This window comes from Oceaniglobus sp. K40-3, assembly GCF_055808395.1.
In genome coordinates, this window is sequence record NZ_CM147868.1 from 2,011,972 (window position 1) to 2,034,383 (window position 22,412).

Below are 22,412 nucleotides of genomic sequence, written 5' to 3' on the forward strand. Positions count from 1 at the left end.
TTGCGGCCCCCCCAGAGTATTTCATTCAGTAAAAAGTCACATCAGCGCCGCGATCAGCATGATGGTGGTGGCGGCCATGCCGATTGCCCAGATCAGGCTGCGCCAGGGCACCCAGCCCCAGACATAGGCCGGGACATAGGCGATGCGGGCGATCAGATAGACCCAGGCGCAGGCGCGGGTGATGGGGGTGGATTGATCGGCAAGGGTGATGACCAACACGGCGATGGTGAACAGGGTCAGCCCCTCGAAATGGTTGGCGAACGCTCGTTGCAGCCGCCCGGCGGTGCCGGTGAGTTCGATCTTGCGGTCACGGGGGCTGGCCGCCGCCTTGGGGCCAACCTGTTTTTGCGCCGCGACGGAATAGGCGACGAACTGGGCCACTTGCAGGAGCGCGGCGAGGGTGAGGGCGGTGAGTTCGGGGGTCATTTTGACTTCAATTCTAGGAAATTCTTTAATGTCCAGTCTATCTTGTTGTATCCATCAACCTTCGGGCCCAGAATTTTAATTGCATCTAGGAGAGATTGTCCTTTGCGATGAGAAATCTTGCAGCTTTTCAGGCCCGCTATCGCGGCACCATATGAATTACTCGCCTCATATTTAAGATACGCGGTCGTAATTTGTGTTTCACCCTTCTTGATACGTTCCTTTTGCCATTTATCTAGTTCGTCCCAATTTTCGGTAGGGTCGTAAGAAAGGTATTTTACTTTATCGGCCTGCTCTGTGAATGGTCCAGAACATTCTAGACGATTGTAGGAGGAGGGCGATTTGAGCCTGTCTTTTAGGGTTGTTTCGCAAGCCTTACAGAAGCGCTCGAAGTCCGATTGAAGGACCTCGGGGCGGTATTTGTCGGGGGCAACAAAGTAGTATGCCGCCGCGCAGCAGAATAGAATCGCGGTTGAGATTGTCGTTGTTCTCATCCTCACAAATCCATCAACAACCGCCGCGGATCCTCCAGCGCCTCTTTCACCCGCACAAGGAAGGTGACGGCACCCTTACCATCGACGATCCGGTGGTCATAGCTGAGCGCGAGATACATCATCGGGCGGATTTCGACCTTGCCGTTGATCGCCATGGGCCGGTCCTGAATCTTGTGCATGCCCAGAATGCCCGACTGCGGCGGGTTCAGGATGGGCGAGGACATGAGCCGAGCCATAGACACCGCCGTTGGAAATCGTGAAGGTGCCACCCTGCATTTCGGCCATCGACAGCTTGCCGTCCCGCGCCTTGGCGCCCATTTCGGCGATGCTTTTCTCGATCATGGCGAATGACATGGCGTCGGCGTCGCGGATCACCGGCACCACAAGGCCGGTGGGGGTGCCCGCCGCAATGCCCATGTGAACGAAGTTTTTATAGACCACATCGGTGCCGTCGATCTCGGCGTTGACCTCGGGCACCTCTTGCAGGGCGTGGACACAGGCCTTGGTGAAGAACGACATGAAGCCCAGCTTTACGCCGTGCTTCTTGAGAAACAGGTCTTTGTATTCGCTGCGCAATGCCATCACTTCGGTCATGTCCACCTCGTTATAGGTGGTAAGCATGGCGGCGGTGTTCTGGCTTTCCTTCAGGCGCTTGGCGATGGTCTGACGCAGGCGGGTCATCTTGACCCGCTCTTCGCGATCAGCATCGGCGGCGGGGGCTGGCGCGCGGGGGCGGCGGCAGGCGCCGAAGAGGGAGCCTTGGCGCCCGATGAGAGCGCCGCGAGGACATCCTCTTTCATCACCCGGCCATCCTTGCCCGTGGCCGTGACCGCATCGCGCGACACGCCCTTTTCGGCCATCATCTTTTTCGCCGACGGCGCATCTTCCACGTCCTTGCCGGTGGATGTGCCCTCGGGCGCGGTGGGTGCGGTGGCGGGTTTGGCCGGGGCGGCAGCGCCCCCTGGGTCATGGTGGCCAGTTTGCCGTTGGCCTGCACCGTGTCGCCTTCCTTGGCCAGAATGTCGCCGAGCATCCCCGAGGTGGGGGCGGGGACTTCGACACTGACCTTGTCGGTTTCCAGCTCGCACAGCATTTCATCGGCCTCGACCATGTCACCGGCGGATTTGAACCATGTCGAAACCGTCGCCTCGGTCACCGATTCGCCCAGGGTGGGCACCATGATGTCGATCACTTCGGCCCCAGCTTCGGGGGCTGCCGCCTTGGCTTTGGGCGCTGTTTCTTCGGGGCCGGCGTTGCCCGCTTCGGCGATGGTGGCCAGCAGGGCATCGACGCCCACGGTTTCACCTTCGGCGGCGACCAGTTCGGCCAGCTTGCCGGCCACGGGCGAGGGCACCTCGACGGTGACCTTGTCGGTTTCCAGCTCGCAGAGCATTTCATCGACGGCAACCATATCGCCGGGTTTCTTGAACCATGTGGCGATGGTCGCTTCGGTGACGGATTCGCCCAGAGTGGGAACGCGGACTTCGGTGCTCATGATCTTATCCTTCCAGGCCAAGTGCGGCGGCCACCAATGTGGCTTGTTGTGCTTTGTGTTGCGAGGCAAGCCCCGTGGCAGGTGACGCCGAGGCGGGGCGCCCGGCATATTCGGGGCGGGTGGTGTTGGCCTTGATCCGGCTCAGCACCCATTCGATGTTGGGTTCGATAAAGCTCCAGGCGCCCTGATTTTTCGGCTCTTCCTGACACCAGACCATTTCGGCGCCCTTGAACCGTTCCAATTCATTGACCAGAGATTTGGCCGGGAACGGATAGAATTGCTCAAGCCGCATCAGATAAATATCGTTCAGGCCCTCGGCGTCGCGCTTTTCCAGAAGGTCATAGTAGACCTTGCCGGAACACATGACGACGCGCTTGATCGCGCTGTCGTCTTTCAACGTCAGATTGGAATTGCCGTATTGCGCATCGTCCCACAGCACCCGGTGAAAGCTGCTGCCGGTCTGGAATTCTTCGGCGCGGCTGACGGCCATCTTGTGGCGCAGCAGGGATTTGGGCGTCATCAGGATCAGCGGCTTGCGGTAACTGCGGTGCAACTGGCGGCGCAGGATGTGGTAATAATTGGCTGGCGTGGTGCAATTTGCCACGATCCAGTTGTCCTGACCACACATTTGCAGGAACCGTTCAAGGCGGGCGGACGAATGCTCTGGCCCTTGCCCCTCATAGCCATGGGGCAACAGGCAGACCAGCCCGGACATGCGCAGCCATTTGGATTCACCGCTTGAGATGAACTGATCGAACATGATCTGCGCGCCATTGGCGAAATCACCGAACTGCGCCTCCCACAGGGTCAGGGCGTTGGGTTCGGCCAGGGAATAGCCATACTCAAACCCAAGGACCGCGTATTCCGACAGCATGGAATCGATGACATCATATTGGGCCTGCCCCTCGCGGATATGGTTGAGGGGGTAATACCGGTCTTCGGTGTTCTGGTTCACAAGGGCCGAGTGGCGCTGCGAAAACGTGCCCCGTGCGCTGTCCTGACCGGACAGACGCACCGGATAGCCCTCAAGCATGAGCGAGCCAAAGGCGATCGCCTCGGCCGTGGCCCAATCAAAGCCTTCGCCGGTTTCAAACATCTGTTTCTTGGCGTCCAGCAGGCGGTCGATTGTCTTGTGCGTCGCGAAATCATCGGGCGCGTGGGTGATCGCTGCGCCGATATCATCAAAATCGGCCTTGCTGATCGCGGTTTTGCCCCGCTGATATTTCTTGCCCTGCTTATCCAGATGCGACCAGCGGCCATCCAGCCAATCGGCCTTGTTCGGGCGAAATTCCTTACCGGCCTCGAATTCCTCGTTCAGATAGGCCTGAAACTGCGCCTTGGCATCTTCGATCTCGCCCTCGGGGATCAGCCCGTCCTTGATCAGACGGTCGGTGTAAAGGGTAAGCGTGGTCTTTTGTTTCTTGATCTTCTGGTACATCTGGGGATTGGTGAACATGGGTTCATCCCCCTCGTTGTGGCCAAAGCGGCGGTAACAGAAGATGTCGATCACCACATCCTTGTGGAATTTCTGGCGGAATTCCGTGGCCACCTTGGCGGCGTGAACCACCGCTTCGGGGTCGTCGCCGTTGACGTGGAAAATCGGCGCCTCGACCACCAGCGCGTTGTCGGTGGGATAGGGGGACGAGCGCGAAAAATGCGGCGCGGTGGTAAACCCGATCTGGTTGTTCACAACGATATGGATGGTGCCGCCGGTGCGATGGCCGCGCAGACCCGACAGGCCGAAACATTCGGCCACCACACCCTGACCGGCAAAGGCCGCATCGCCGTGCAACAGCACCGGCAGAACGCTGGTGCGCTCCTTGTCGTTCCGCTGATCCTGTTTGGCGCGGGCCTTGCCCAGAACGACGGGGTTCACCGCCTCAAGGTGGCTGGGGTTGGCGGTCAGGGACAGGTGAACGGTATTATCGTCGAACACCCGGTCAGACGAGGCGCCAAGGTGGTATTTCACATCACCCGATCCATCCACATCTTCGGGTTTGAAGCTGCCGCCCTGAAATTCGTTGAAAATGGCGCGGTACGGCTTCTGCATCACATTGGCCAGCACCGAAAGACGGCCCCGGTGGGGCATGCCGATGATGATGTCGCGCACCCCCAGATTGCCGCCCCGTTTGATGATCTGTTCCATCGCCGGGATCAGGGATTCACCGCCATCAAGGCCGAACCGTTTGGTTCCCATGTATTTGACATGCAGGAATTTTTCGAACCCCTCCGCCTCGACCAGCTTGTTCAGGATCGCCTTGCGCCCCTCGCGGGTAAAGGCGATTTCCTTGCCGTATCCCTCGATCCGCTCTTTCAGCCATGCGGCCTGTTCGGGGTTGGAAATATGCATGTATTGCAGCGCGAAGGTGCCGCAATAGGTGCGCTGCACGATATCAAGGATTTCGCGCATGGTGGCGATTTCCAGCCCCAGCACGTTGTCGATAAAGATCGGGCGATCCATGTCGGCGTCGGTAAAGCCATAGGATTTTGGCTCAAGCTCGGGGTGATCGTTTTCTTCACGCATGTTCAGGGGATCAAGATCGGCGGCCAGATGGCCGCGAATCCGATAGGCGCGAATGATCATCAGGGCGCGGATGGAATCAAGCACGGCGCGTTTGATCGCCTCATCGCTGACCTTGACGCCTTGTTCAGCGGCCTTGGCGGCGATTTTCTGTCCGGCGGCCTTTGCCTCTACCGGGGCGGCGGGCCATTGGCCATCCAGCGCCGCCGTCAGATCATCGGCGGGCTGGGGCGGCCAGTCGGAACGCGCCCAGCTTGGGCCTGCGGCCTCGGCCTGTGCCTCGGCGGGGGTGTCGCCAAGGGATTTGAAAAACGCCCGCCAGCTTTCATCCACCGCCTCGGGGTCGGCGGCATAGCGCGCATAGAGTTGCTCAAGGTATTCGGCGTTATGCCCCTGCATGAAGCTGGACGCGTGGAACACGTCATTGGAGGATTGATCGGTCATTTTTGCACCTCGTTGGAGCGGGGGTCGGAATGGGGTTCAGGGCCATATTCGTTTGTGCCCGGTTGGCTGGGCCGGGTCAGCCACCACAGCACCAGCAGCGGCGAGATGGCCAGAACAATCATCGCCGGGATCAGCACGATGGCCGCCAGCCCTTGGGCGGTGCCATCGGTTATCATGTTAAGACCGCCAAAAAAGGTCACGGCCGTGGTAATTCCGATCATGACGATCAGGGGATACAGCAGGTAAAACCCGGACCGCCCGCTGTCGTGCATCCGCCGCCATCCTGCCGACAGGGCCGGTATGAACAGCGCCAGCGCGACCAGCCCGCCAAGGGGGCCATCGGATTCAACCGCGATTTCACCCGGGGCTGTGGTGATGGTGCCACTGCCAAACATCAGGAAATCGACAAGGCCGGCGAGAAGCGAGGCCAGAAACCCAAAAAGGACAAACCACCAATATTCACTGCGCGCGGCGCGGCCTGAAAAGGTGAAATACTTGCGCAGACAGGTTTTGATGGCTTGGGCAAGGGTCATGGCCGCGCGCTCCTGTTCATTGCCGCAGATGGCGCAAGCAGCCGCGACAGCACGTCAGAGACAGCGATCATCGTGGCGATGGTCAGGCCCAGAACCACGAGGGCCGCGACCCAATAGATCAGCTTGGCCATGAGCAAGAAAATCGCAAAGGTAATCACGCTGGAATAGATGATCGAGATTGCAACGACACCGATGATCAGCCCGGTCGCGGCGGGCACGAGCGGACGCAGCATCAGAGCGCCCGGATGTCCGGCATCCTGCAATCGCCGCGCACCCGCCGATGTAACCGGGATGTAAAACACGAGCATCAGGCCGACAGCGAGGGATGCGAACCGGTCAGGGAACGCGACCCAGGCCAGCCACAACAGCCCACCCAGGGTCACGATCGACGCCGCCAGAAACCACAGATACGGGCCGCGCGACATTTTCCCGCGAAAGCGGAAGCTGTCACGCAAACCCATGTCAATGGCGGCAAGCGGCGTCATCCGATCAGCCCTTGATCGCCTTGAGAACGGCTTCGCCCAGACCGGCGGGGCTGTCTGCGACAACGATTCCGGCTGATTTCATCGCTTCGATCTTGTCCTCGGCGCCGCCCTTGCCACCGGCCACGATGGCCCCGGCATGGCCCATGCGGCGGCCCGGAGGGGCAGTGCGCCCGGCAATGAAGCCTGCGGTGGGTTTCCAGCGGCCCTTCTTGCGCTCATCCGCCAGGAACTGCGCGGCTTCTTCCTCGGCAGAGCCGCCGATTTCACCGATCATGATCATGCTTTCGGTTTCGGGGTCGGCCAGGAACATCTCAAGAATGTCGATATGTTCGGTACCCTTGATCGGATCGCCACCGATGCCCACGGCGGTGGATTGGCCAAGGCCCGAATCCGAGGTCTGCTTCACCGCCTCATAGGTCAGCGTGCCCGAGCGTGACACAACGCCAACACTGCCGCGCCGGTGAATGTGGCCGGGCATGATGCCGATCTTGCAGGCGTCGGGCGTGATGACACCGGGGCAGTTCGGCCCGATCAGGCGGCTTGCCGTGCCTTCCAGCGCGCGCTTGACGCGCATCATGTCCAGCACGGGAATGCCTTCGGTGATGCAGATGATCAGGGGGATTTCCGCGTCGATCGCCTCAAGGATGGAATCGGCGGCAAAGGGGGGCGGCACATAGATGACAGATGCATTGGCGCCGGTTTGCGCCACCGCCTCGTGGCAGGAGTTGAACACGGGAAGGTCAAGATGCGTCTGCCCGCCCTTGCCGGGGGTCACGCCACCGACCATTTTGGTGCCATAGGCGATGGCCTGTTCAGAATGGAACGTGCCTTGTGAGCCGGTAAGGCCCTGACAGATGACTTTGGTGTTTTCGTCTACGAGAATGGCCATTGTGGTGGTCCTGTTCTGGATTTGGCGTTCTGAAGCGGCGATGTTTTCGACCGCTTCATCAGTGTATTGCGTGGCCCACAGGGGCGACTGTCCGGTGCCGGGGCACCGGCGCGCGCTTAGCCCTTCACGGCCTTCACGATCTTTTCGGCGCCGTCGCGCAGGTCGTCGGCGGCGATCACATCGAGACCGGATTCATTGATGATGCGTTTGCCTTCCTCGACGTTGGTGCCTTCAAGGCGGACCACCAGCGGCACTTTCAGGCCGACCTCTTTCACCGCGGAAACCACGCCCTCGGCGATCACATCGCAGCGCATGATGCCGCCAAAAATGTTCACGAGGATGCCTTTGACGTTGGGGTCAGAGGTGATGATCTTGAACGCTTCGGTTACTTTTTCCTTGGTGGCGCCGCCGCCAACATCCAGAAAGTTGGCCGGTTCCGCGCCATACAGTTTGATGATGTCCATGGTCGCCATGGCAAGGCCCGCGCCGTTGACCATGCAGCCGATTTCACCGTCCAGTGCGATATAGTTCAGATCGTATTTCGACGCGGCGAGTTCCTTGGGGTCTTCTTCGGTTTCGTCGCGCAGGGTGGCGATATCGGCGTGGCGATAGATGGCATTGCCGTCAAATGACACCTTGGCATCCAGCACCTTGAGATCGCCCTTGTCGGTGACGATCAGAGGGTTGATCTCCAACATCTCCATGTCCTTCTCGGTGAAGGCCTTATAGAGCAGCCCCATCAACGACACGCATTGTTTCACCTGCTGGCCCTTCAGGCCCAGCGAAAACGCGATGCGGCGTCCGTGATAGGCCTGGTAGCCGGCGGCGGGATCGACGGAGAACGACAGGATTTTTTCCGGGGTTGATGCCGCGACTTCCTCGATGTCCATGCCGCCCTCGGTGGAGCAGACAAAGGAAATGCGGCTGGATTGGCGATCAACCAGCAGGGCGAGGTAAAGTTCGGTTTCGATGCCGCTGCCGTCTTCGATATAGATACGGTTGACCTGCTTGCCCGCTGGTCCGGTCTGGTGGGTCACAAGGGTGCGGCCCAGCATCTTCTTGGCTTCCTCGGCGGCCTCGGCCACGGATTTGGTCAGGCGCACGCCGCCCTTGTCGCCGGCGTCGGATTCTTTGAATTTGCCTTTGCCCCGTCCACCGGCGTGGATCTGGGCCTTGACCACCCAAAGGGGGCCATCAAGTTCACCTGCTGCTGTCTTGGCGTCTTCGGCGCGCAGGACGGGGCGCCCGTCGCTGACCGGAGCGCCATAGGAACGCAGCAAGGCTTTGGCCTGATATTCGTGGATGTTCATGGCGACAGTCCCTTGTCATGCTTTCGGTTCCTTTGTGCATGCCACGTGTTGCGAAAGGGTTTAAGGGATATTTTCAGTCAGGGCGGTAAATTCGCGGAAAATCGAGCATTTGTGATCACACGTCGAAATGGTGTGATCACAAAATGTGACAAGCCCGGGCGCAAAGGTGATTCGCGCGGCTCTGTGAGGTGTTTGACACTGCACCGGCCCGGGGCGGGCCGGTGCATTTGGATCAACTCTTGTGGGCGCCCGTCCGGTTCATTCCGACGCGGGCGCCTTGTCGGCCGCCTTGCCGGTTTCCTCATCGGTAACGGGCGGTTGGGCGGCTTCAGTGTCCGGCGCGGCCTCATCGGTGGCTTGGCCAGCCTTTTCGTCTGTTGCGGGCGCGGCCTTATCGGTGGCATTGCCAGCCTTGTCGTCCGTTGCGGGCGCGGCCTCATCGGTGGCTTCGCCAGCCTTTTCGTCAGTTGCGGGCGCGGCTTTATCGGCGGCATTGCCAGCCTTGTCGTCTGTTGCGGGTGCGGCCTCGTCAACCGCTTTGCTTGTCTCCTCGTCCGCGGCGGGCGGTTGCGCGGTTTGTGTGTCGGGGGCGGCTTTTTCAACCGCTTTTGCAGGCTTGTCGGTTTCGGTTTGTGCCGCGGTCCGGCTGTTTTCGTCGGTAATGCCGGTGCTGATGCGGTTCTCGATCTCGGCGAGGCTCTTTGACCGCTCGGCAACCGATTGGGTCAACTCTGCCAAAGTGGTCTGCAATTCGGTGCGTTGCGCTTCGATGGCGGTGACGTCATCTTGCAGGGTGGCCAGACGTTCGGTGGCGCTGTCCACCTGTTTTTGCAGGGTTTCGGCGCGTTCGGTCAGGTCTGCGGTTTCGTCGCGGGCGGCGGTCAGGCTCTCGGTTGCGGTGGCCAGTTCGTCGCGGGCGTCGTTCAGGCGGCTTTCGCTGGCGGCGGCTTCATCAGAGAGGCCGGCGCTTTCCTTGGTAAGCTGCGCGACGGATGCCAGTTGATCGGCCTCTTTGGCGCGGGCCTCTTCGACGCGGGCGCTGATCTTGGCCAGTTCATCGGTCTGATCGGTGATGGTCTGGGCCAGTTCAGTGCTGCGTTGTTCATGTTTGGCCAGTTCCTCACGCAGGGGCGCGAGGTCTTCCTCGGCCTTGGTGCGGGCGGCGTTGACGGTATCAAGTTGGTCTTGCAGATCGCTTTGGCGGGTTTCAAGGCCGGCCACTTGCGCCGTCAGGGTATCAACCTGGCCCTGGGCCGCATCGCGCTTGTCGGTGAGTTCTTTGACCTCGGGGGTGAGACTGGTGATTTTGGCGTTCAGATCGTCAACGCTGCCCGAGGCGGTGCGCTGTTCCTCAAGGCTCTGGGTGGCGGCGTCGCGCTGTTGCAGGGCGGCGGTGATATCGTCGGATGTGCGGCTTTGCTGCACAAAGAAATACAGGGCCGTAAGCCAGCCAACCACGGCCACGGCGATGACAATTCCCGTCAAGCCATTAAAACCGTTTGAATTTTCTTGTTCCGCCATGAGCGCATCTCCCCTGTTGCAGCACTGTGGCACCGTGGCATGGCACCGGTGGGTGCGGGGCGAACCGATGCACCCCGCCATTTGATAATGACCGGGGCGCGGCGAAGTTCCAAGGAAGTTCCGGGGGGCGGGGGAAAATAGCGTGCCGTGCAGGGGCAGAATCGAAAAGGGCGCCACAGGGGCGCCCCTTTTTTGGTCAGTCGAACCGATCTCAGCTCAGCGAGCCTGTCAATGCCCTTGCAGGCCTCGACCAGGCCTTTGACGGCATCCACGGATTTGTCGAACATCGCCTGTTCGTCCTTGTTCATCTTGATGTCGATCACCTTTTCGACGCCACCGGCACCGATGACGGTCGGCACCCCCACATACATGCCCTTGAGGCCAAGGGCATTTTCCACATAGGCGGCGCAGGGCAGGACGCGTTTCTGATCCTTGAGGAAGGCTTCGGCCATTTCGATGGCCGAGGTGGCGGGCGCATAAAACGCGCTGCCGGTTTTCAGCAGGCCGACGATTTCGGCACCGCCGTCGCGGGTGCGCTGAATGATCGCGTCAAGCTTGTCCTGCGTGGTCCAGCCCATATCGACCAGATCGGGCAGGGGAATGCCGCCCACGGTGGAATAGCGCGCAAGCGGCACCATCGTATCGCCATGCCCACCCAGAACAAAGGCGGTCACATCCTTCATCGAAACATTGAATTCCAGCGACAGGAAATGGCGGAAGCGGGCGGAATCAAGAACGCCAGCCATGCCGCAGACCATGTTGTGGGGCAGGCCGGAAAATTCGCGCAGCGCCCAGACCATGGCATCCAGCGGGTTGGTGATGCAGATGACAAAGGCGTTGGGCGCATGTTTGCCAATGCCTTCGCCCACCGATTTCATTACCTTGAGGTTGATGCCCAGCAGGTCATCGCGGCTCATCCCCGGTTTGCGGGGCACACCGGCGGTGACGATGCAGACATCTGCCCCGGCAATATCGGCGTAATCGTTGGCGCCGGTCACGGCGGCGTCGAATTTCTCGGACGGGCCTGAGGATGCGATGTCCAGCGCCTTGCCCTGAGGCGTACCTTCGGCGATGTCGAACAGAACGACGTCGCCGAGTTCCTTGATGGCGGCGAGATGGGCGAGCGTGCCGCCGATTTGCCCGGCGCCGATGAGGGCGATTTTGGGTCTGGCCATGGAAGTGATCTCCGATCTGGTGTGGTATTGCCCGGTTGGGTAGCGATTTGGCGCGGCCCCTGCAAGCCTGCCGCGCCAAGTGATGGCGCGCTGACGGCTGGTGCCTGTGCGATGTTGGCGCTAAAGCTCTGGCAGATCGGGGATATCGGGCAGGGCGCACCACATGGAACTGGACATCACATTTTTTGCCTTCGCGATCCCTGCCGTGCTGTTTGCCGGGGCATCCAAGGGCGGATTCGGGTCGGGGGCGGCCTTTGCGGCGGCGCCACTGCTGGCGCTGATTCTGCAACCGGCCCAGGCCATCGGGCTGATGTTGCCGCTGCTGATGATCATGGATGTCACAGCTTTGCGCGCCTTTTGGCGGCGCTGGAACTGGCCATTGGCGCGGGTGCTGATGATCGGGGCGGTGCCGGGGGTTTTGATCGGGGCGGCGCTTTATACTGTGGCGAATGCCGATGTTCTGCGGTTTCTGATCGGGACGGTCGCAATCGGATTTGTGGTCTATCAACTGGCGCGCACCCGGGGTTGGTTGCGCCTTGAGGGGCGGCGGCCCTTGCCGGGGGCGGGATATTTCTGGGGGGCGGTTTCCGGGTTTACCAGTTTCATCAGCCACGCGGGCGGCCCGCCGGCGGCGGTGTATCTGCTGACGCGGGGGCTGGACAAGACAACCTATCAGGCGACGACCGTTCTCGTGTTTACCGCGATCAACCTTTACAAGGTCGGGTTTTATGCCGCTTTGGGCATTTTCACCCCTGATACGCTGTTGGCCGATGTCTATCTGGTGCCGGTGGCCTTTGGCGGGGTTTACCTTGGGGTCTGGCTGCACCGGGTGGTGAACGAGCGGCTGTTTTTCGGGCTGACCTATGCGTTTCTGACGATCACCGGGGCCAAGCTGATCTTTGATGCGCTGACCTGACGGCGCGCGACTTTCTGCGGCGCGGCAAATTTAAGGTTGCGGAAAGGTGCGTTTTGTGACCTTTTTGCGCAATATAATTGCGGAGAGAGATCATGGATATTCAAACGCGCCCCCTGCGTTCGGTTCTTTATGTGCCGGGGTCGAATGCGCGTGCCTTGCAAAAGGTGCGCAGCGTTGCCACCGATGCGGTGATCCTTGATCTGGAAGATGCGGTTGCCCCCGATGCCAAACCGGGTGCCCGTGATACCGTGGTTGCGGCCCTGCGCGAAGGCTTTGGCGCGCGGGTTGTCATGGTGCGGATCAACGGGTTTGACACGGAATGGGCCGACGCCGACCTTGATGCCATCGCCGCCGCTTCCCCCGACGCGGTGTTGTTGCCCAAGGTCAACGGCCCGGCGGACATCGAGGCGTTGGCCGCGCGCCTGGACGCCCGGCCCGAAACCCGCGAAACGGCGATCTGGGCGATGATGGAAACCTGCGACGGCATCCTGAACGCCGCCGCCGTGGCCCGCGCGCCGCGCATGGCAGGGTTCGTCATTGGCACCAACGATCTGGCCAGGGAACTGGGATGCCAGACCGGGGGCGACCGGATGGCGATGATGCTGGCGCTGCAAACCTGCCTGATGGCGGCGCGGGCGGCGGGGATTGCCTGTGTCGATGGCGTGTATAATGCGTTCAAGGATGAAGAGGGCCTGCGCGCCGAATGTGAACAGGGCCGCGCGTTGGGCATGGATGGCAAGACGCTGATTCATCCGGCACAGGTGGCGCTGGCCAACGCGGTGTTTGCGCCCTCGGGCGATGCAATTGATCTGGCGCGCCGTCAGATTGCGGCTTATGACGCGGCATTGGCTGCGGGGCAGGGGGTGGCCGTGCTGGATGGTCGCATCGTTGAGAACTTGCATATCGTCACCGCACAGGCGACCTTGGCCAAACACGCAGCCATCGCCACGTTGGAGAACACATGACCCTTATCATCCTTGGCCTGATCCTGTGGGCAGGCGCGCATTTCTGGAAACGCATTTCACCCGACAGCCGGGCGGCAATGGGGGACAAGGGCAAGGGGATTGTCGCGCTGGCCGTTGTCGTTGCCATCGTGCTGATGGTTGTTGGCTATCGCGGGGCCGACGGGCCGGTATGGTGGGGCCGCACGCCGGCCATGGTGGGAATCAACAACCTGTTGATGGTGTTTGCGTTCTATCTGTTCGCGGCCAGTGGTGCGAAAACCCGGATCACCCGGTTTATCCGCCATCCGCAACTTACGGCGGTCAAGGTCTGGGCCCTGGCGCATATTCTGGTGAACGGTGATCTGCCGTCGCTGGTGTTGTTTGGCGGCATGTTGGCCTGGGCCGTGGCCGAGGTGATCGTGATCAACCGGGCAACGGGCGCCTGGACACCGCCCCATCCGGTGCCGGTGAAAAAAGAGGTGACGGCGGTGATTGCCACGGTGGTGGTGTTTGCCGTGGTCGCGGGAATCCATACCATGTTGGGAGCGAACCCCTTTGGCTGAGCATGTCATTTATCGCCTGCTGACGGGCGACGATACGTCGGAATTCTGTCACAAGGTTTCGCTGGCGCTAAGCAAGGGCTGGGTGCTGCATGGGTCACCCGCATATGGGTTTGATCGGGCCAATGGCGTGATGCGCTGTGCGCAGGCCGTGACCAAGGTGATCGACAAACCTTATGCCCCGGACATGAAGCTGGGCCAGCAATGAATAAAAGAACCGCCTCTGGCAAAACCAACCCGGGGCGGTTCTTTGAGGATTACCGGCTGGGTGAGGTGATCGACCATGCCGTGCCCCGCACGGTGGGGGCGGGGAAAGGGCGCTTTATCACGCGCTTTATCCCGCGCGCGGGGCGCTGTATTCGTCTTATGAATTCGCCCGCTCCTGCGGATTGCCCGGCGCCCCTCTGGACGATCTGATCGCCTTTCATGTGGTGTTTGGCAAAACCGTGCCGGACATTTCGCTGAACGCGGTGGCCAATCTGGGCTACGGCGAGGGCCGTTGGCTGGCGCCGGTCTGGCCCGGCGACACCTTGCGCAGCCAGTCTAAGGTGATCGGGCTGAAACAGAACTCCAACGGTAAATCCGGGGTGATCTGGGTGCGCACGACGGGTGTGAATCAACATGGCAGGCCGGTGCTCAGCTATGTGCGCTGGGTGATGGTGCGTCGCCGCGCACCGGGCGATGCGCCGCAAACGGTGATCCCCGATCTGGCCCCTGTGGTGGCGGCGGGCGATCTGGTGCTGCCCGAAGGGTTGAATTTCACCGGTTATGATTTCGCCCAGGCGGGCGAGCCCGCACCGTTGGGGCGATTACGCCGTGGGCGAGGTGATCGACCATATCGACGGCGTGACCGTGGAAGAGGCTGAACACATGCTGGCCACACGATTGTGGCAAAACACCGCCAAGGTGCATTTTGACGCCACCGCGCGCGACGGTGGGCGGTTGATCTATGGCGGCCATGTGATTTCGCTGGCCCGGGCGCTGAGTTTCAACGGCTTGGCCAATGCGCAGATGATCGTCGCGCTGAACGGCGGTGCCCATGCCAACCCCTGCGCTGCGGGCGATACGGTGCGCGCCTGGTCCGAGGTGTTGGATCTGGCCCCCACAGCGGCCCCCGGCGTGGGGGCTATCCGGCTGCGGACGGTGGCAACCAAAGGCGTGGGCGACGGGGTGAAGGATGGCGACGGGCGATACCTGCCCCACATCCTGCTTGATCTGGATTATTGGGCGGTGATTCCACTGTGAAAGCAGCGCGGTGCCGGTGTTTGGCGTCTGTTCCGTTTTTGTGATCACGAAAAATCGGCGTGTGATCACATAATTGCAAGAAATCTTTCCGCAGGCGGCGAAATCTGGCCGGAAAATTGGCGAGGGTGGGTGACTTGCTTAAGGGTTCGGGCGTAAGGTGCGGACAAGAGTACGGTTTGCATCCCGTCCCGGATGCGCAGAACAAGGATATTCCCATGGCAGACGTAAACCGGGGCAATCGGCCCCTGTCGCCACACCTGAGCATTTATCGCCCGCAGCTTACCTCGATGACCTCGATCCTGACCCGGATCACCGGCAACGCCATGCTGGTTGCGGCATTGTTGATCGTGTGGTGGTTTCTGGCCGCGTCCACATCGCCCGAGGCATTTGCCACCGCGGATGGTTTCATCACCAGTTGGTTTGGCGATCTGGTGATGTTCTTTTCGGTGCTGGGGCTGTGGTATCACACGCTGGCGGGGCTGCGGCATCTTTATTGGGACACCGGGCGCGGCTATGAGGTGGAATTTGCCGAAAAGCTCGGCTGGGGCTGTATCGGCGGATCGGTGGTTCTGACACTGCTGACCGTGGCGTTGGTATAGGGGGCCGCTGACATGAGATATCTGACAGATCGCAAGCGGGCCGAGGGCCTTGGATCAGCCAAGAGCGGCACAGCACATCACTGGGCGATGACGGTCAGTTCCGTCGCGCTGATTATTCTGGTGCCGCTGTTTGTCTTTACCTTTGGCCCGATGCTGGGCAGCCCCCACGCCGACGTGGTGGCATATTTCGCACGGCCCTTTCCGGCCATCATCGCCGGGCTGACCATTGCGGTCGGGTTCATGCATTTCAAGAACGGTGCGCAAATGATGATCGAGGATTACGCAGGCGGGTTGACGCGCAAAGCGTTGATTATAGGTGTAATCTGTCTGTCCTATGCAGCGGCGGCGGCAGGTTTGTTCGCCATCGTCCGCATCGCTCTTTGACGCCAACGCACGGGAGTTTGCCGCATGGCTGCTTATGAATACGAAACGCACGAATATGATGTTGTCGTCGTGGGGGCGGGCGGTGCGGGCCTGCGCGCGACGCTGGGCATGGCCGAACAGGGGCTGCGCACGGCCTGTGTGACCAAGGTGTTTCCCACCCGGTCGCACACTGTGGCCGCACAGGGCGGCATCGCCGCATCCCTGAGCAACATGGGGCCGGACAATTGGCAGTGGCATATGTATGACACGATCAAGGGGTCTGATTGGCTGGGCGATATGGACGCCATGGAATATCTGGTCCGCGAGGCGCCCAAGGCGGTTTACGAGCTGGAGCATTACGGCGTGCCGTTTTCGCGCACCGAAGAGGGCAAGATTTATCAGCGCCCCTTTGGCGGCCACACTACCGAATTTGGCGAAGGCCCCCCGGTGCAGCGCACCTGCGCCGCCGCCGACCGCACCGGTCACGCGATCTTGCACACGCTGTACGGCCAAAGCCTGAAGCAAAAGGCGCAGTTCTATATCGAATATTTCGCCATTGATCTGATCATGTCCGACGATGGCACCTGTCAGGGCGTTTTGTGCTGGAAGCTGGACGATGGCACCCTGCACCTGTTTTCCGCCAAGATGACAGTGCTGGCCACCGGCGGCTATGGCCGGGCGTTTTTCAGCGCCACCTCGGCGCACACCTGCACCGGTGATGGCGGCGGGATGGCCGCGCGGGCGGGTCTGCCGCTTCAGGATATGGAGTTTGTTCAGTTCCACCCCACCGGGATTTACGGCGCCGGGTGCCTGATCACCGAAGGCGCGCGGGGCGAGGGCGGTTATCTGACCAACTCCGAAGGCGAGCGGTTCATGGAACGCTATGCCCCGACTTACAAGGATCTCGCGTCGCGCGACGTGGTGTCGCGCTGCATGACCATGGAAATCCGCGAAGGGCGCGGCGTGGGCAAGGATGGCGATCACTTGCATCTGAACCTCAACCACCTGCCGAAAGAGGCCCTGCACGAACGTCTGCCGGGGATTTCCGAAAGCGCCCGCATCTTTGCCGGTGTCGATGTCACCAAGGAACCGATCCCGGTTTTGCCCACCGTGCATTACAACATGGGCGGCATCCCCACCAATTACTGGGGCGAGGTTCTGTCGCCCACTGCGGATGAACCCGACCGCGTTTCGCCGGGCCTGATGGCCGTGGGCGAGGCGGGCTGTGCCTCGGTGCATGGGGCGAATCGGCTTGGGTCAAACTCGTTGATTGATCTGGTGGTGTTTGGGCGCGCGGCGGCCATTCGGGCGGGTAAAATCGTCGATCCCGAAACCCGGGTGCCGACGCCAAACCAGAAATCCATTGATGCCGCGCTGGCCCGGTTTGATGCGCTGCGCTTTGCCAAGGGTGGCGTTCCCACGGCAGAACTGCGCCTTGAGATGCAAAAGACGATGCAGGCCGATGCCGCGGTGTTCCGCACCGACAAAACCCTGGAAGAAGGGCAGAAAAAGATGGAGGACGTGGCCGCCAAGCTGAGCGATATCAAGGTCACGGATACCTCGATGATCTGGAACAGCGATCTTATGGAAACGCTGGAGTTGGAAAACCTGATGCCCAATGCCGTGGCCACCATCACCTCGGCGGCGGCGCGCAAGGAAAGCCGGGGCGCCCATGCCCACGAGGATTATCCTGACCGCGATGACGAAAACTGGCGCAAGCATTCGCTGATCCGGTTCAAGGACGGCAAGGCCAGCCTTGATTATCGCGCCGTGCATCTGGACCCCCTGACCAAAGAGGATGACGGCGGGATCGCATTGAAAAAGATTGCCCCCAAAACGCGGGTGTATTGATGCGTATTCTGCTGAGCATGGTATTTGTCGCATTGGCCGGTACGGCGCAGGCCAGCCCCAGCGCCACGGTGCTGGAATGTGCCCGCGACGCCGGGGTCACGGGGCCGGTTTCGGTCCAGAGTGGGTTTGTCGGCGGGCGCGCCTTTACCCGGTTGAACGCCGGGGCAAATGTTTCGGTCCAGACGGCGCAGGTGGTCAACGCATGTGCCGCGCGCCACGGGGTGAACACCGATGCCGGGCAAACACTTGTGGTGCGCGCAGGGGAGCGGGCATTTTGCGGCTATCCCTATCGGCCTTCGGATTCGGCATTTTTGGGCGGTTCGGGCTATATCATCAAGGATGATGTGCGCCGGGCGAACGGTTGTTGATGATGCGAACCGGCGCTGCCTTTCTTGTTTTTGCCGGGCTTGCCGCCTGTACGCCGATATCGCCCGAACTCGCGGCGCGCCAATGTGAGGAACGGGCGCGCGCCGCAGATGGGGTAACGGGCGAGGTTGGCATTGGCGTTGGCACCGGTGGTGCGCGCAGCAAGGTGAAAATTGGCGTGACCAGTGATTATTTCCGAAACCGCGACCCCTATCAGGTGTATGATAGCTGTGTGCGCGAGAAATCAGGGCAGGGGCCGATCCGGCCTCTGGTGTTGTGATGATGCGCTTTGCCATTCTGGGGCTGGTTGCCTTGGCCGCCTGCACCCCTGCCACCCGCGATGATCTGACGCGCAGCGCGGCGAAATCCGCCGTGCGCCCGGTGATGGCGAACAAACTGCCCGGGGTTGCCAGTGAACCGGCCACCGATTGTGTGATCGACAACGCCAATTCGAACGAATTGCTGTCGCTGGCCGCCGATGCGGTTACCGGGCCAACGGCCAACACCGTGAAGATCGTAAGCGATATTTTGTCCCGCAGCGGGACAATTCAATGCCTGGCGACCGAAGGTCTGCCGGCCCTTCTGAGATAGGAGCCTTGCCTTGGTTCAACTGACCCTGCCGAAAAACAGCCGTATCCGCACCGGTAAAACCTGGCCCAAGCCCGAGGGCGCGACCAACACGCGCAAGTTCAGCATCTATCGCTGGAGCCCGGATGACGGTGAAAACCCCCGGGTGGATCATTATTTCGTCGATATGGACACCTGCGGGCCAATGGTTCTGGACGCGCTGATCAAGATCAAGAACGAGATCGATCCGACGCTGACCTTTCGCCGGTCCTGCCGCGAGGGCATTTGTGGATCCTGCGCGATGAACATCGACGGCATCAACACGCTGGCCTGTATTTATGGCATGGATGAAATCAAGGGTGACGTAAAGATTTACCCGTTGCCCCACATGCCCGTGGTCAAGGATCTGATCCCCGATCTGACCCATTTCTATGCCCAGCACGAAAGCGTGATGCCATGGCTGGAAACCACCACCGCGCGTCCGGCAAAGGAATGGAAGCAGAGCATTGAAGACCGCAAGAAACTCGACGGTCTGTATGAATGCGTCATGTGTGCTTGCTGTTCTACGTCGTGTCCCTCGTACTGGTGGAACGGTGATCGCTATCTCGGCCCGGCCGCGTTGCTGCATGCCTATCGCTGGATCATCGACAGCCGCGATGAGGCGACGGGCGAACGGTTGGACGATCTGGAAGATCCGTTCAAGCTGTACCGCTGCCACACGATCATGAACTGCGCCAAGACCTGCCCCAAGGGGCTGAATCCGGCGCGTGCCATCGGCCAGATCAAAAAGATGATGGTTGAACGCACGGTCTGAAGGTTGCGGCTGCCCGCAGCTTTTCCACCGGCGCCGACAGATCGGCTTCCGTGCAGCCTATGGCTGGTCACGGGGCGGCGGCGCCGTGCGAGAAGCGATCTGAGAGAGTAGTCTGGCGTCGCCAAACAGGGCAGCCGGCCGTCACAAGCGGATCAGAACGCCAATTCCAGACCCACACAAAACGACCTGAAATCAAAGACTTCAACGCACCGGACGCATTTGGTCTTTCGGTTCCTGCAAGAGATACCTGAACAGAGTTTCGGTCTGCGTTTTTGAGGTGAATTGAATGGGGCATCCCTGTTTCCGACCGTAATCCGGTGGCGGAATGCCCGTTTTCGTGTTTCGGTAATTCGCGCAAGCGAAATACCGAATTATCAGATCTCGAATGCATCCAGCGATTTATTGACGGCCAATGCCTCTTTGATCCAACCAGGTTGGCGGCCACGTCCGGTCCAGGTCTGGACGGGGTTTGCGGGGTTGCGGTATTTCGGGGGGCTTTTCTGGCCGGCCTTGCGGCCTTTCTTTTCGGCGGCAAGAAGCTCGTCGAGCGAATATCCGTGCTCTTTTGCGATCGCCTCGGCGGCGGCGCGGGCTTCGGCCTTGCGGCGGGTATCGAGTGTTTCAATCGCCTTGTCGAGTTCGACACGCAGCTTCAGCAACTCCGCACGGGAGAGTTTTTCAAGGTCCATCATTTTTCCAATCGTTCCAAGCACCCGGAAATTGAGCGCAGTTCCGATTGCGTTGTTTTACATCTGAACGAAATTGGCAAGATTAAATTTTGGGCGGTAACATTTAAGAAACAAATCGCCGATCTTCTTATTTGACCGTGATCGCGGGGCTTTCAACTATGGTAACGATATCAGCGATAATACGGTTGAGTTGGAAATCCTTAGGCGTGTAAATTTGCGCAACACCCATGGCGCGCAATTCATCTGCATCCGCTGTGGGGATAATTCCGCCAACAATGACAGGCACTTCGGCGCAATCCTGCGCGCGTAGCAATTCAATCAATTCGCCGACCAGCGGAATGTGACTGCCCGACAGAATGGACAGGCCGATCACATGGGCCCTGGTTGTGCGCGCGGCGGTTGCGATGTCCTGAGGGGTCATGCGGATCCCATCATAGGTAATGTCGATCCCGCAATCCCGGGCGCGGGCGGCGATTTGTTCGGCCCCGTTGGAATGGCCATCAAGACCCGGCTTGCCGACCAGCAGCGTTAACCGACGGCCCAGGCGCGCCGAGACCGCATCGACATCGGCGCGGATTTTCTCCAACCCTTCCGTGCGGTTGGACGGATTGCGCGACACGCCGGTGGGGCCGCGATATTGGCCAAAGGCGGCCCGGATCATATCGCCCCATTCGCCGGTGGTGGCCCCGGCGCGGGCGGCGCGGATGCTGGGGGGCATGATGTTGGCGCCCGAGGCGGCGGCGGCGCGCAGCTCTTCGAGCGCGGCTTGCGCCGCTTTCTCATCGCGCCCTTCCCGCCAGGCGGCGAGGCGGGCAATCTGATCTGCCTCGGCGTTCTTGTCGGCCATCATCACGGCGGCGTCATCGGAAACGAGGGGCGAGGGTTCGCCGGTGGTGAAACGGTTGACGCCAACGACGGTGGTGGCGCCGGTTTCGATGGCGGCGATCTCGGGCGCTGTTGCTTTCGACGAGGCGGGATTTCATGTAGTCGATGGCCTGCACCGCCCCGCCCATGCCATCAATCAGGGCCAATTCGGCGCGCGCTCCGGATTTCAGCGTTTCAACCTTGGCGGTGATCGCCGGGTTGCCATCGAACAGATCGCCATATTCCAGAAGGTCGGTTTCATAGGCCAGAATCTGTTGCATCCGCAGCGACCATTGCTGATCCCAGGGGCGGGGCAGGCCCAGGGCCTCGTTCCATGCCGGGAGCTGCACGGCACGGGCGCGGGCATTTTTCGACAGGGTGACGGCCAGCATTTCGATCAGGATGCGATAGACGTTGTTTTCGGGCTGTTGTTCGGTCAGCCCCAGAGAATTCACCTGCACCCCATAGCGAAACCGGCGGTATCTGGCATCTTCGACGCCGTAACGCTCACGGCATATTTCATCCCACAATTCGGCAAAGGCACGCATTTTGCACAATTCGGTGACAAAGCGGATTCCGGCATTCACGAAAAATGAAATCCGCCCCACCATTTCGGGAAAATCCGCCGCGTCCACCTTTCCGCGCAGATCATCCAGAACGGCGGTGGCGGTTGCCAGGGCAAAGGCCAGTTCCTGTTCCGGTGTCGCGCCCGCCTCTTGCAGGTGATAGGAACAGACATTCATCGGGTTCCATTTGGGCAGATGTTCACGGGTATAGGCAGCGACATCCGTAATCATCCGCAGCGATGGCACGGGCGCCGTGATATAGGTACCGCGCGACAGGTATTCCTTGATGATGTCGTTTTGCACCGTGCCTTGCAGGGCGCGGGGATCGGCGCCCTGTTCCTCGGCCACGGCAATATACAGCGCCAAAAGCCACGGGGCGGTGGCGTTGATCGTCATTGACGTGTTCATCTGGTCCAGCGGAATGTCGTTGAACAGCGCCCGCATATCGCCCAGATGGGCCACGGGCACGCCGACTTTGCCCACTTCGCCGCGGGCGAGGGGGTGATCGCTGTCATATCCCGTTTGGGTGGGCAGATCGAAGGCAACAGACAGGCCGGTTTGCCCCTTGGCCAGATTGCCCCGATAAAGCGCGTTGGAGGCGGCAGCGGTGGAGTGACCGGCATAGGTGCGAAACAGCCAGGGGGCGTCACGGTGGGGGGTGTCGGTCATTGAGGCCTCTTGCGTAACAAAATTACGTTTCGACATTCGTATGTGCAATATTGTGGCGTTGTCAATCGCTGCGTTGCGGCAATCACAGAATTACCCTGTGGGTGCAATC

Annotated in this window: 20 protein-coding genes and 4 pseudogenes; 12 read left to right on the top strand and 12 right to left on the bottom strand. The window is 60.7% G+C overall.

What is annotated here, in order from left to right:
- Nucleotides 1-36 precede the first annotated feature (36 nt).
- The 10 genes and pseudogenes from AC0L7P_RS10420 to mdh all read right to left on the bottom strand — a co-directional run.
- Complete coding sequence (locus AC0L7P_RS10420; protein WP_473432738.1) at nucleotides 37-426, bottom strand: MAPEG family protein; 390 nt, start codon at nucleotides 424-426, stop codon at nucleotides 37-39.
- Nucleotides 423-917, bottom strand: a complete 495-nt coding sequence (locus AC0L7P_RS10425; protein ID WP_473432739.1) for a hypothetical protein — start codon at nucleotides 915-917, stop codon at nucleotides 423-425. Before AC0L7P_RS10425 ends, AC0L7P_RS10420 begins: the two co-directional genes overlap by 4 nt.
- A gap of 2 nt (nucleotides 918-919) precedes the next feature.
- A pseudogene (odhB, locus tag AC0L7P_RS10430) lies at nucleotides 920-2,412 on the bottom strand (2-oxoglutarate dehydrogenase complex dihydrolipoyllysine-residue succinyltransferase).
- 4 nt (nucleotides 2,413-2,416) lie between these two features.
- A complete protein-coding gene (locus tag AC0L7P_RS10435) occupies nucleotides 2,417-5,377 on the bottom strand; it encodes a 2-oxoglutarate dehydrogenase E1 component (RefSeq protein WP_473432740.1) in 2,961 nt (986 codons plus the stop codon).
- The gene (locus AC0L7P_RS10440) at nucleotides 5,374-5,910 is read right to left on the bottom strand and encodes a DUF805 domain-containing protein (RefSeq protein ID WP_473432741.1); all 537 of its coding nucleotides are present in this window, start codon (nucleotides 5,908-5,910) and stop codon (nucleotides 5,374-5,376) included. The genes AC0L7P_RS10435 and AC0L7P_RS10440 overlap by 4 nt, the downstream gene beginning before the upstream one ends.
- Entirely contained in the window at nucleotides 5,907-6,395 is a 489-nt protein-coding gene (locus tag AC0L7P_RS10445; RefSeq protein WP_473432742.1) for a DUF805 domain-containing protein, read from the bottom strand. The genes AC0L7P_RS10440 and AC0L7P_RS10445 overlap by 4 nt, the downstream gene beginning before the upstream one ends.
- Before the next feature lie 4 nt (nucleotides 6,396-6,399).
- Nucleotides 6,400-7,284, bottom strand: a complete 885-nt coding sequence (sucD, locus tag AC0L7P_RS10450; protein ID WP_473432743.1) for a succinate--CoA ligase subunit alpha — start codon at nucleotides 7,282-7,284, stop codon at nucleotides 6,400-6,402.
- A gap of 116 nt (nucleotides 7,285-7,400) precedes the next feature.
- Nucleotides 7,401-8,594, bottom strand: coding sequence for an ADP-forming succinate--CoA ligase subunit beta (sucC, locus tag AC0L7P_RS10455; RefSeq protein WP_473432744.1), 1,194 nt, complete (start codon nucleotides 8,592-8,594; stop codon nucleotides 7,401-7,403).
- Nucleotides 8,595-8,852: 258 nt separating this feature from the next.
- Nucleotides 8,853-10,079, bottom strand: a complete 1,227-nt coding sequence (locus tag AC0L7P_RS10460) for a coiled-coil domain-containing protein (RefSeq protein WP_473432745.1) — start codon at nucleotides 10,077-10,079, stop codon at nucleotides 8,853-8,855.
- Nucleotides 10,080-10,342: 263 nt separating this feature from the next.
- Nucleotides 10,343-11,290, bottom strand: a pseudogene (gene mdh / locus AC0L7P_RS10465) (malate dehydrogenase); the annotation flags it as partial.
- Nucleotides 11,291-11,453: 163 nt separating this feature from the next.
- Here mdh and AC0L7P_RS10470 point away from each other — a divergent pair.
- From AC0L7P_RS10470 to AC0L7P_RS10525, 12 genes and pseudogenes are all read left to right on the top strand, one after another.
- On the top strand, nucleotides 11,454-12,206 hold the full coding sequence (locus AC0L7P_RS10470; RefSeq protein WP_473432746.1) for a sulfite exporter TauE/SafE family protein: 753 nt from the start codon (nucleotides 11,454-11,456) through the stop codon (nucleotides 12,204-12,206).
- Nucleotides 12,207-12,298: 92 nt separating this feature from the next.
- Nucleotides 12,299-13,171 (top strand): HpcH/HpaI aldolase/citrate lyase family protein, encoded by an 873-nt coding sequence (locus tag AC0L7P_RS10475; protein WP_473432747.1) that lies wholly within the window; start codon nucleotides 12,299-12,301, stop codon nucleotides 13,169-13,171.
- Entirely contained in the window at nucleotides 13,168-13,713 is a 546-nt protein-coding gene (locus AC0L7P_RS10480) for an NnrU family protein (RefSeq protein WP_473432748.1), read from the top strand. Before AC0L7P_RS10475 ends, AC0L7P_RS10480 begins: the two co-directional genes overlap by 4 nt.
- Nucleotides 13,706-13,918, top strand: coding sequence for a DUF1737 domain-containing protein (locus AC0L7P_RS10485; protein ID WP_473432749.1), 213 nt, complete (start codon nucleotides 13,706-13,708; stop codon nucleotides 13,916-13,918). The genes AC0L7P_RS10480 and AC0L7P_RS10485 overlap by 8 nt, the downstream gene beginning before the upstream one ends.
- Nucleotides 13,915-14,955, top strand: a pseudogene (locus tag AC0L7P_RS10490) (MaoC family dehydratase). Before AC0L7P_RS10485 ends, AC0L7P_RS10490 begins: the two are co-directional and overlap by 4 nt.
- Nucleotides 14,956-15,170: 215 nt before the next feature.
- Nucleotides 15,171-15,554, top strand: coding sequence for a succinate dehydrogenase, cytochrome b556 subunit (sdhC, locus tag AC0L7P_RS10495; protein ID WP_473432750.1), 384 nt, complete (start codon nucleotides 15,171-15,173; stop codon nucleotides 15,552-15,554).
- Between the two features lie 12 nt (nucleotides 15,555-15,566).
- Nucleotides 15,567-15,938: a succinate dehydrogenase, hydrophobic membrane anchor protein gene (locus AC0L7P_RS10500; protein WP_473432751.1), complete on the top strand. Its 372-nt coding sequence runs from the start codon at nucleotides 15,567-15,569 to the stop codon at nucleotides 15,936-15,938.
- Nucleotides 15,939-15,962: 24 nt separating this feature from the next.
- Entirely contained in the window at nucleotides 15,963-17,768 is a 1,806-nt protein-coding gene (gene sdhA, locus AC0L7P_RS10505; RefSeq protein ID WP_473432752.1) for a succinate dehydrogenase flavoprotein subunit, read from the top strand.
- On the top strand, nucleotides 17,768-18,136 hold the full coding sequence (locus AC0L7P_RS10510; RefSeq protein WP_473432753.1) for a hypothetical protein: 369 nt from the start codon (nucleotides 17,768-17,770) through the stop codon (nucleotides 18,134-18,136). The genes sdhA and AC0L7P_RS10510 overlap by 1 nt, the downstream gene beginning before the upstream one ends.
- Nucleotides 18,136-18,414, top strand: coding sequence for a hypothetical protein (locus AC0L7P_RS10515; RefSeq protein WP_473432754.1), 279 nt, complete (start codon nucleotides 18,136-18,138; stop codon nucleotides 18,412-18,414). The genes AC0L7P_RS10510 and AC0L7P_RS10515 overlap by 1 nt, the downstream gene beginning before the upstream one ends.
- Nucleotides 18,414-18,725, top strand: a complete 312-nt coding sequence (locus AC0L7P_RS10520) for a hypothetical protein (protein WP_473432755.1) — start codon at nucleotides 18,414-18,416, stop codon at nucleotides 18,723-18,725. Before AC0L7P_RS10515 ends, AC0L7P_RS10520 begins: the two co-directional genes overlap by 1 nt.
- Nucleotides 18,726-18,735: 10 nt before the next feature.
- Complete coding sequence (locus AC0L7P_RS10525) at nucleotides 18,736-19,515, top strand: succinate dehydrogenase iron-sulfur subunit (protein ID WP_473432756.1); 780 nt, start codon at nucleotides 18,736-18,738, stop codon at nucleotides 19,513-19,515.
- Between the two features lie 374 nt (nucleotides 19,516-19,889).
- Here the strand turns inward: AC0L7P_RS10525 and AC0L7P_RS10530 are convergent, their stop codons facing one another.
- The gene (locus AC0L7P_RS10530; protein WP_473432757.1) at nucleotides 19,890-20,207 is read right to left on the bottom strand and encodes an H-NS histone family protein; all 318 of its coding nucleotides are present in this window, start codon (nucleotides 20,205-20,207) and stop codon (nucleotides 19,890-19,892) included.
- 124 nt (nucleotides 20,208-20,331) lie between these two features.
- Nucleotides 20,332-22,303: pseudogene (locus tag AC0L7P_RS10535) on the bottom strand (methylmalonyl-CoA mutase family protein).
- Between the last annotated feature and the right edge of the window lie 109 nt (nucleotides 22,304-22,412).

Excerpts from the sequence above, each read along its gene's own strand:
- AC0L7P_RS10420 (WP_473432738.1), bottom strand. The coding sequence starts at position 426 with ATGACCCCCGAACTCACCGCCCTCACCCTCGCCGCGCTCCTGCAAGTG.
- AC0L7P_RS10425 (WP_473432739.1), bottom strand. The coding sequence starts at position 917 with ATGAGAACAACGACAATCTCAACCGCGATTCTATTCTGCTGCGCGGCG.
- AC0L7P_RS10435 (WP_473432740.1), bottom strand. The coding sequence starts at position 5,377 with ATGACCGATCAATCCTCCAATGACGTGTTCCACGCGTCCAGCTTCATG.
- AC0L7P_RS10440 (WP_473432741.1), bottom strand. The coding sequence starts at position 5,910 with ATGACCCTTGCCCAAGCCATCAAAACCTGTCTGCGCAAGTATTTCACC.
- AC0L7P_RS10445 (WP_473432742.1), bottom strand. The coding sequence starts at position 6,395 with ATGACGCCGCTTGCCGCCATTGACATGGGTTTGCGTGACAGCTTCCGC.
- sucD (WP_473432743.1), bottom strand. The coding sequence starts at position 7,284 with ATGGCCATTCTCGTAGACGAAAACACCAAAGTCATCTGTCAGGGCCTT.
- sucC (WP_473432744.1), bottom strand. The coding sequence starts at position 8,594 with ATGAACATCCACGAATATCAGGCCAAAGCCTTGCTGCGTTCCTATGGC.
- AC0L7P_RS10470 (WP_473432746.1), top strand. The coding sequence starts at position 11,454 with ATGGAACTGGACATCACATTTTTTGCCTTCGCGATCCCTGCCGTGCTG.
- AC0L7P_RS10475 (WP_473432747.1), top strand. The coding sequence starts at position 12,299 with ATGGATATTCAAACGCGCCCCCTGCGTTCGGTTCTTTATGTGCCGGGG.
- AC0L7P_RS10480 (WP_473432748.1), top strand. The coding sequence starts at position 13,168 with ATGACCCTTATCATCCTTGGCCTGATCCTGTGGGCAGGCGCGCATTTC.
- sdhC (WP_473432750.1), top strand. The coding sequence starts at position 15,171 with ATGGCAGACGTAAACCGGGGCAATCGGCCCCTGTCGCCACACCTGAGC.
- AC0L7P_RS10500 (WP_473432751.1), top strand. The coding sequence starts at position 15,567 with ATGAGATATCTGACAGATCGCAAGCGGGCCGAGGGCCTTGGATCAGCC.
- sdhA (WP_473432752.1), top strand. The coding sequence starts at position 15,963 with ATGGCTGCTTATGAATACGAAACGCACGAATATGATGTTGTCGTCGTG.
- AC0L7P_RS10510 (WP_473432753.1), top strand. The coding sequence starts at position 17,768 with ATGCGTATTCTGCTGAGCATGGTATTTGTCGCATTGGCCGGTACGGCG.
- AC0L7P_RS10515 (WP_473432754.1), top strand. The coding sequence starts at position 18,136 with ATGATGCGAACCGGCGCTGCCTTTCTTGTTTTTGCCGGGCTTGCCGCC.
- AC0L7P_RS10520 (WP_473432755.1), top strand. The coding sequence starts at position 18,414 with ATGATGCGCTTTGCCATTCTGGGGCTGGTTGCCTTGGCCGCCTGCACC.
- AC0L7P_RS10530 (WP_473432757.1), bottom strand. The coding sequence starts at position 20,207 with ATGATGGACCTTGAAAAACTCTCCCGTGCGGAGTTGCTGAAGCTGCGT.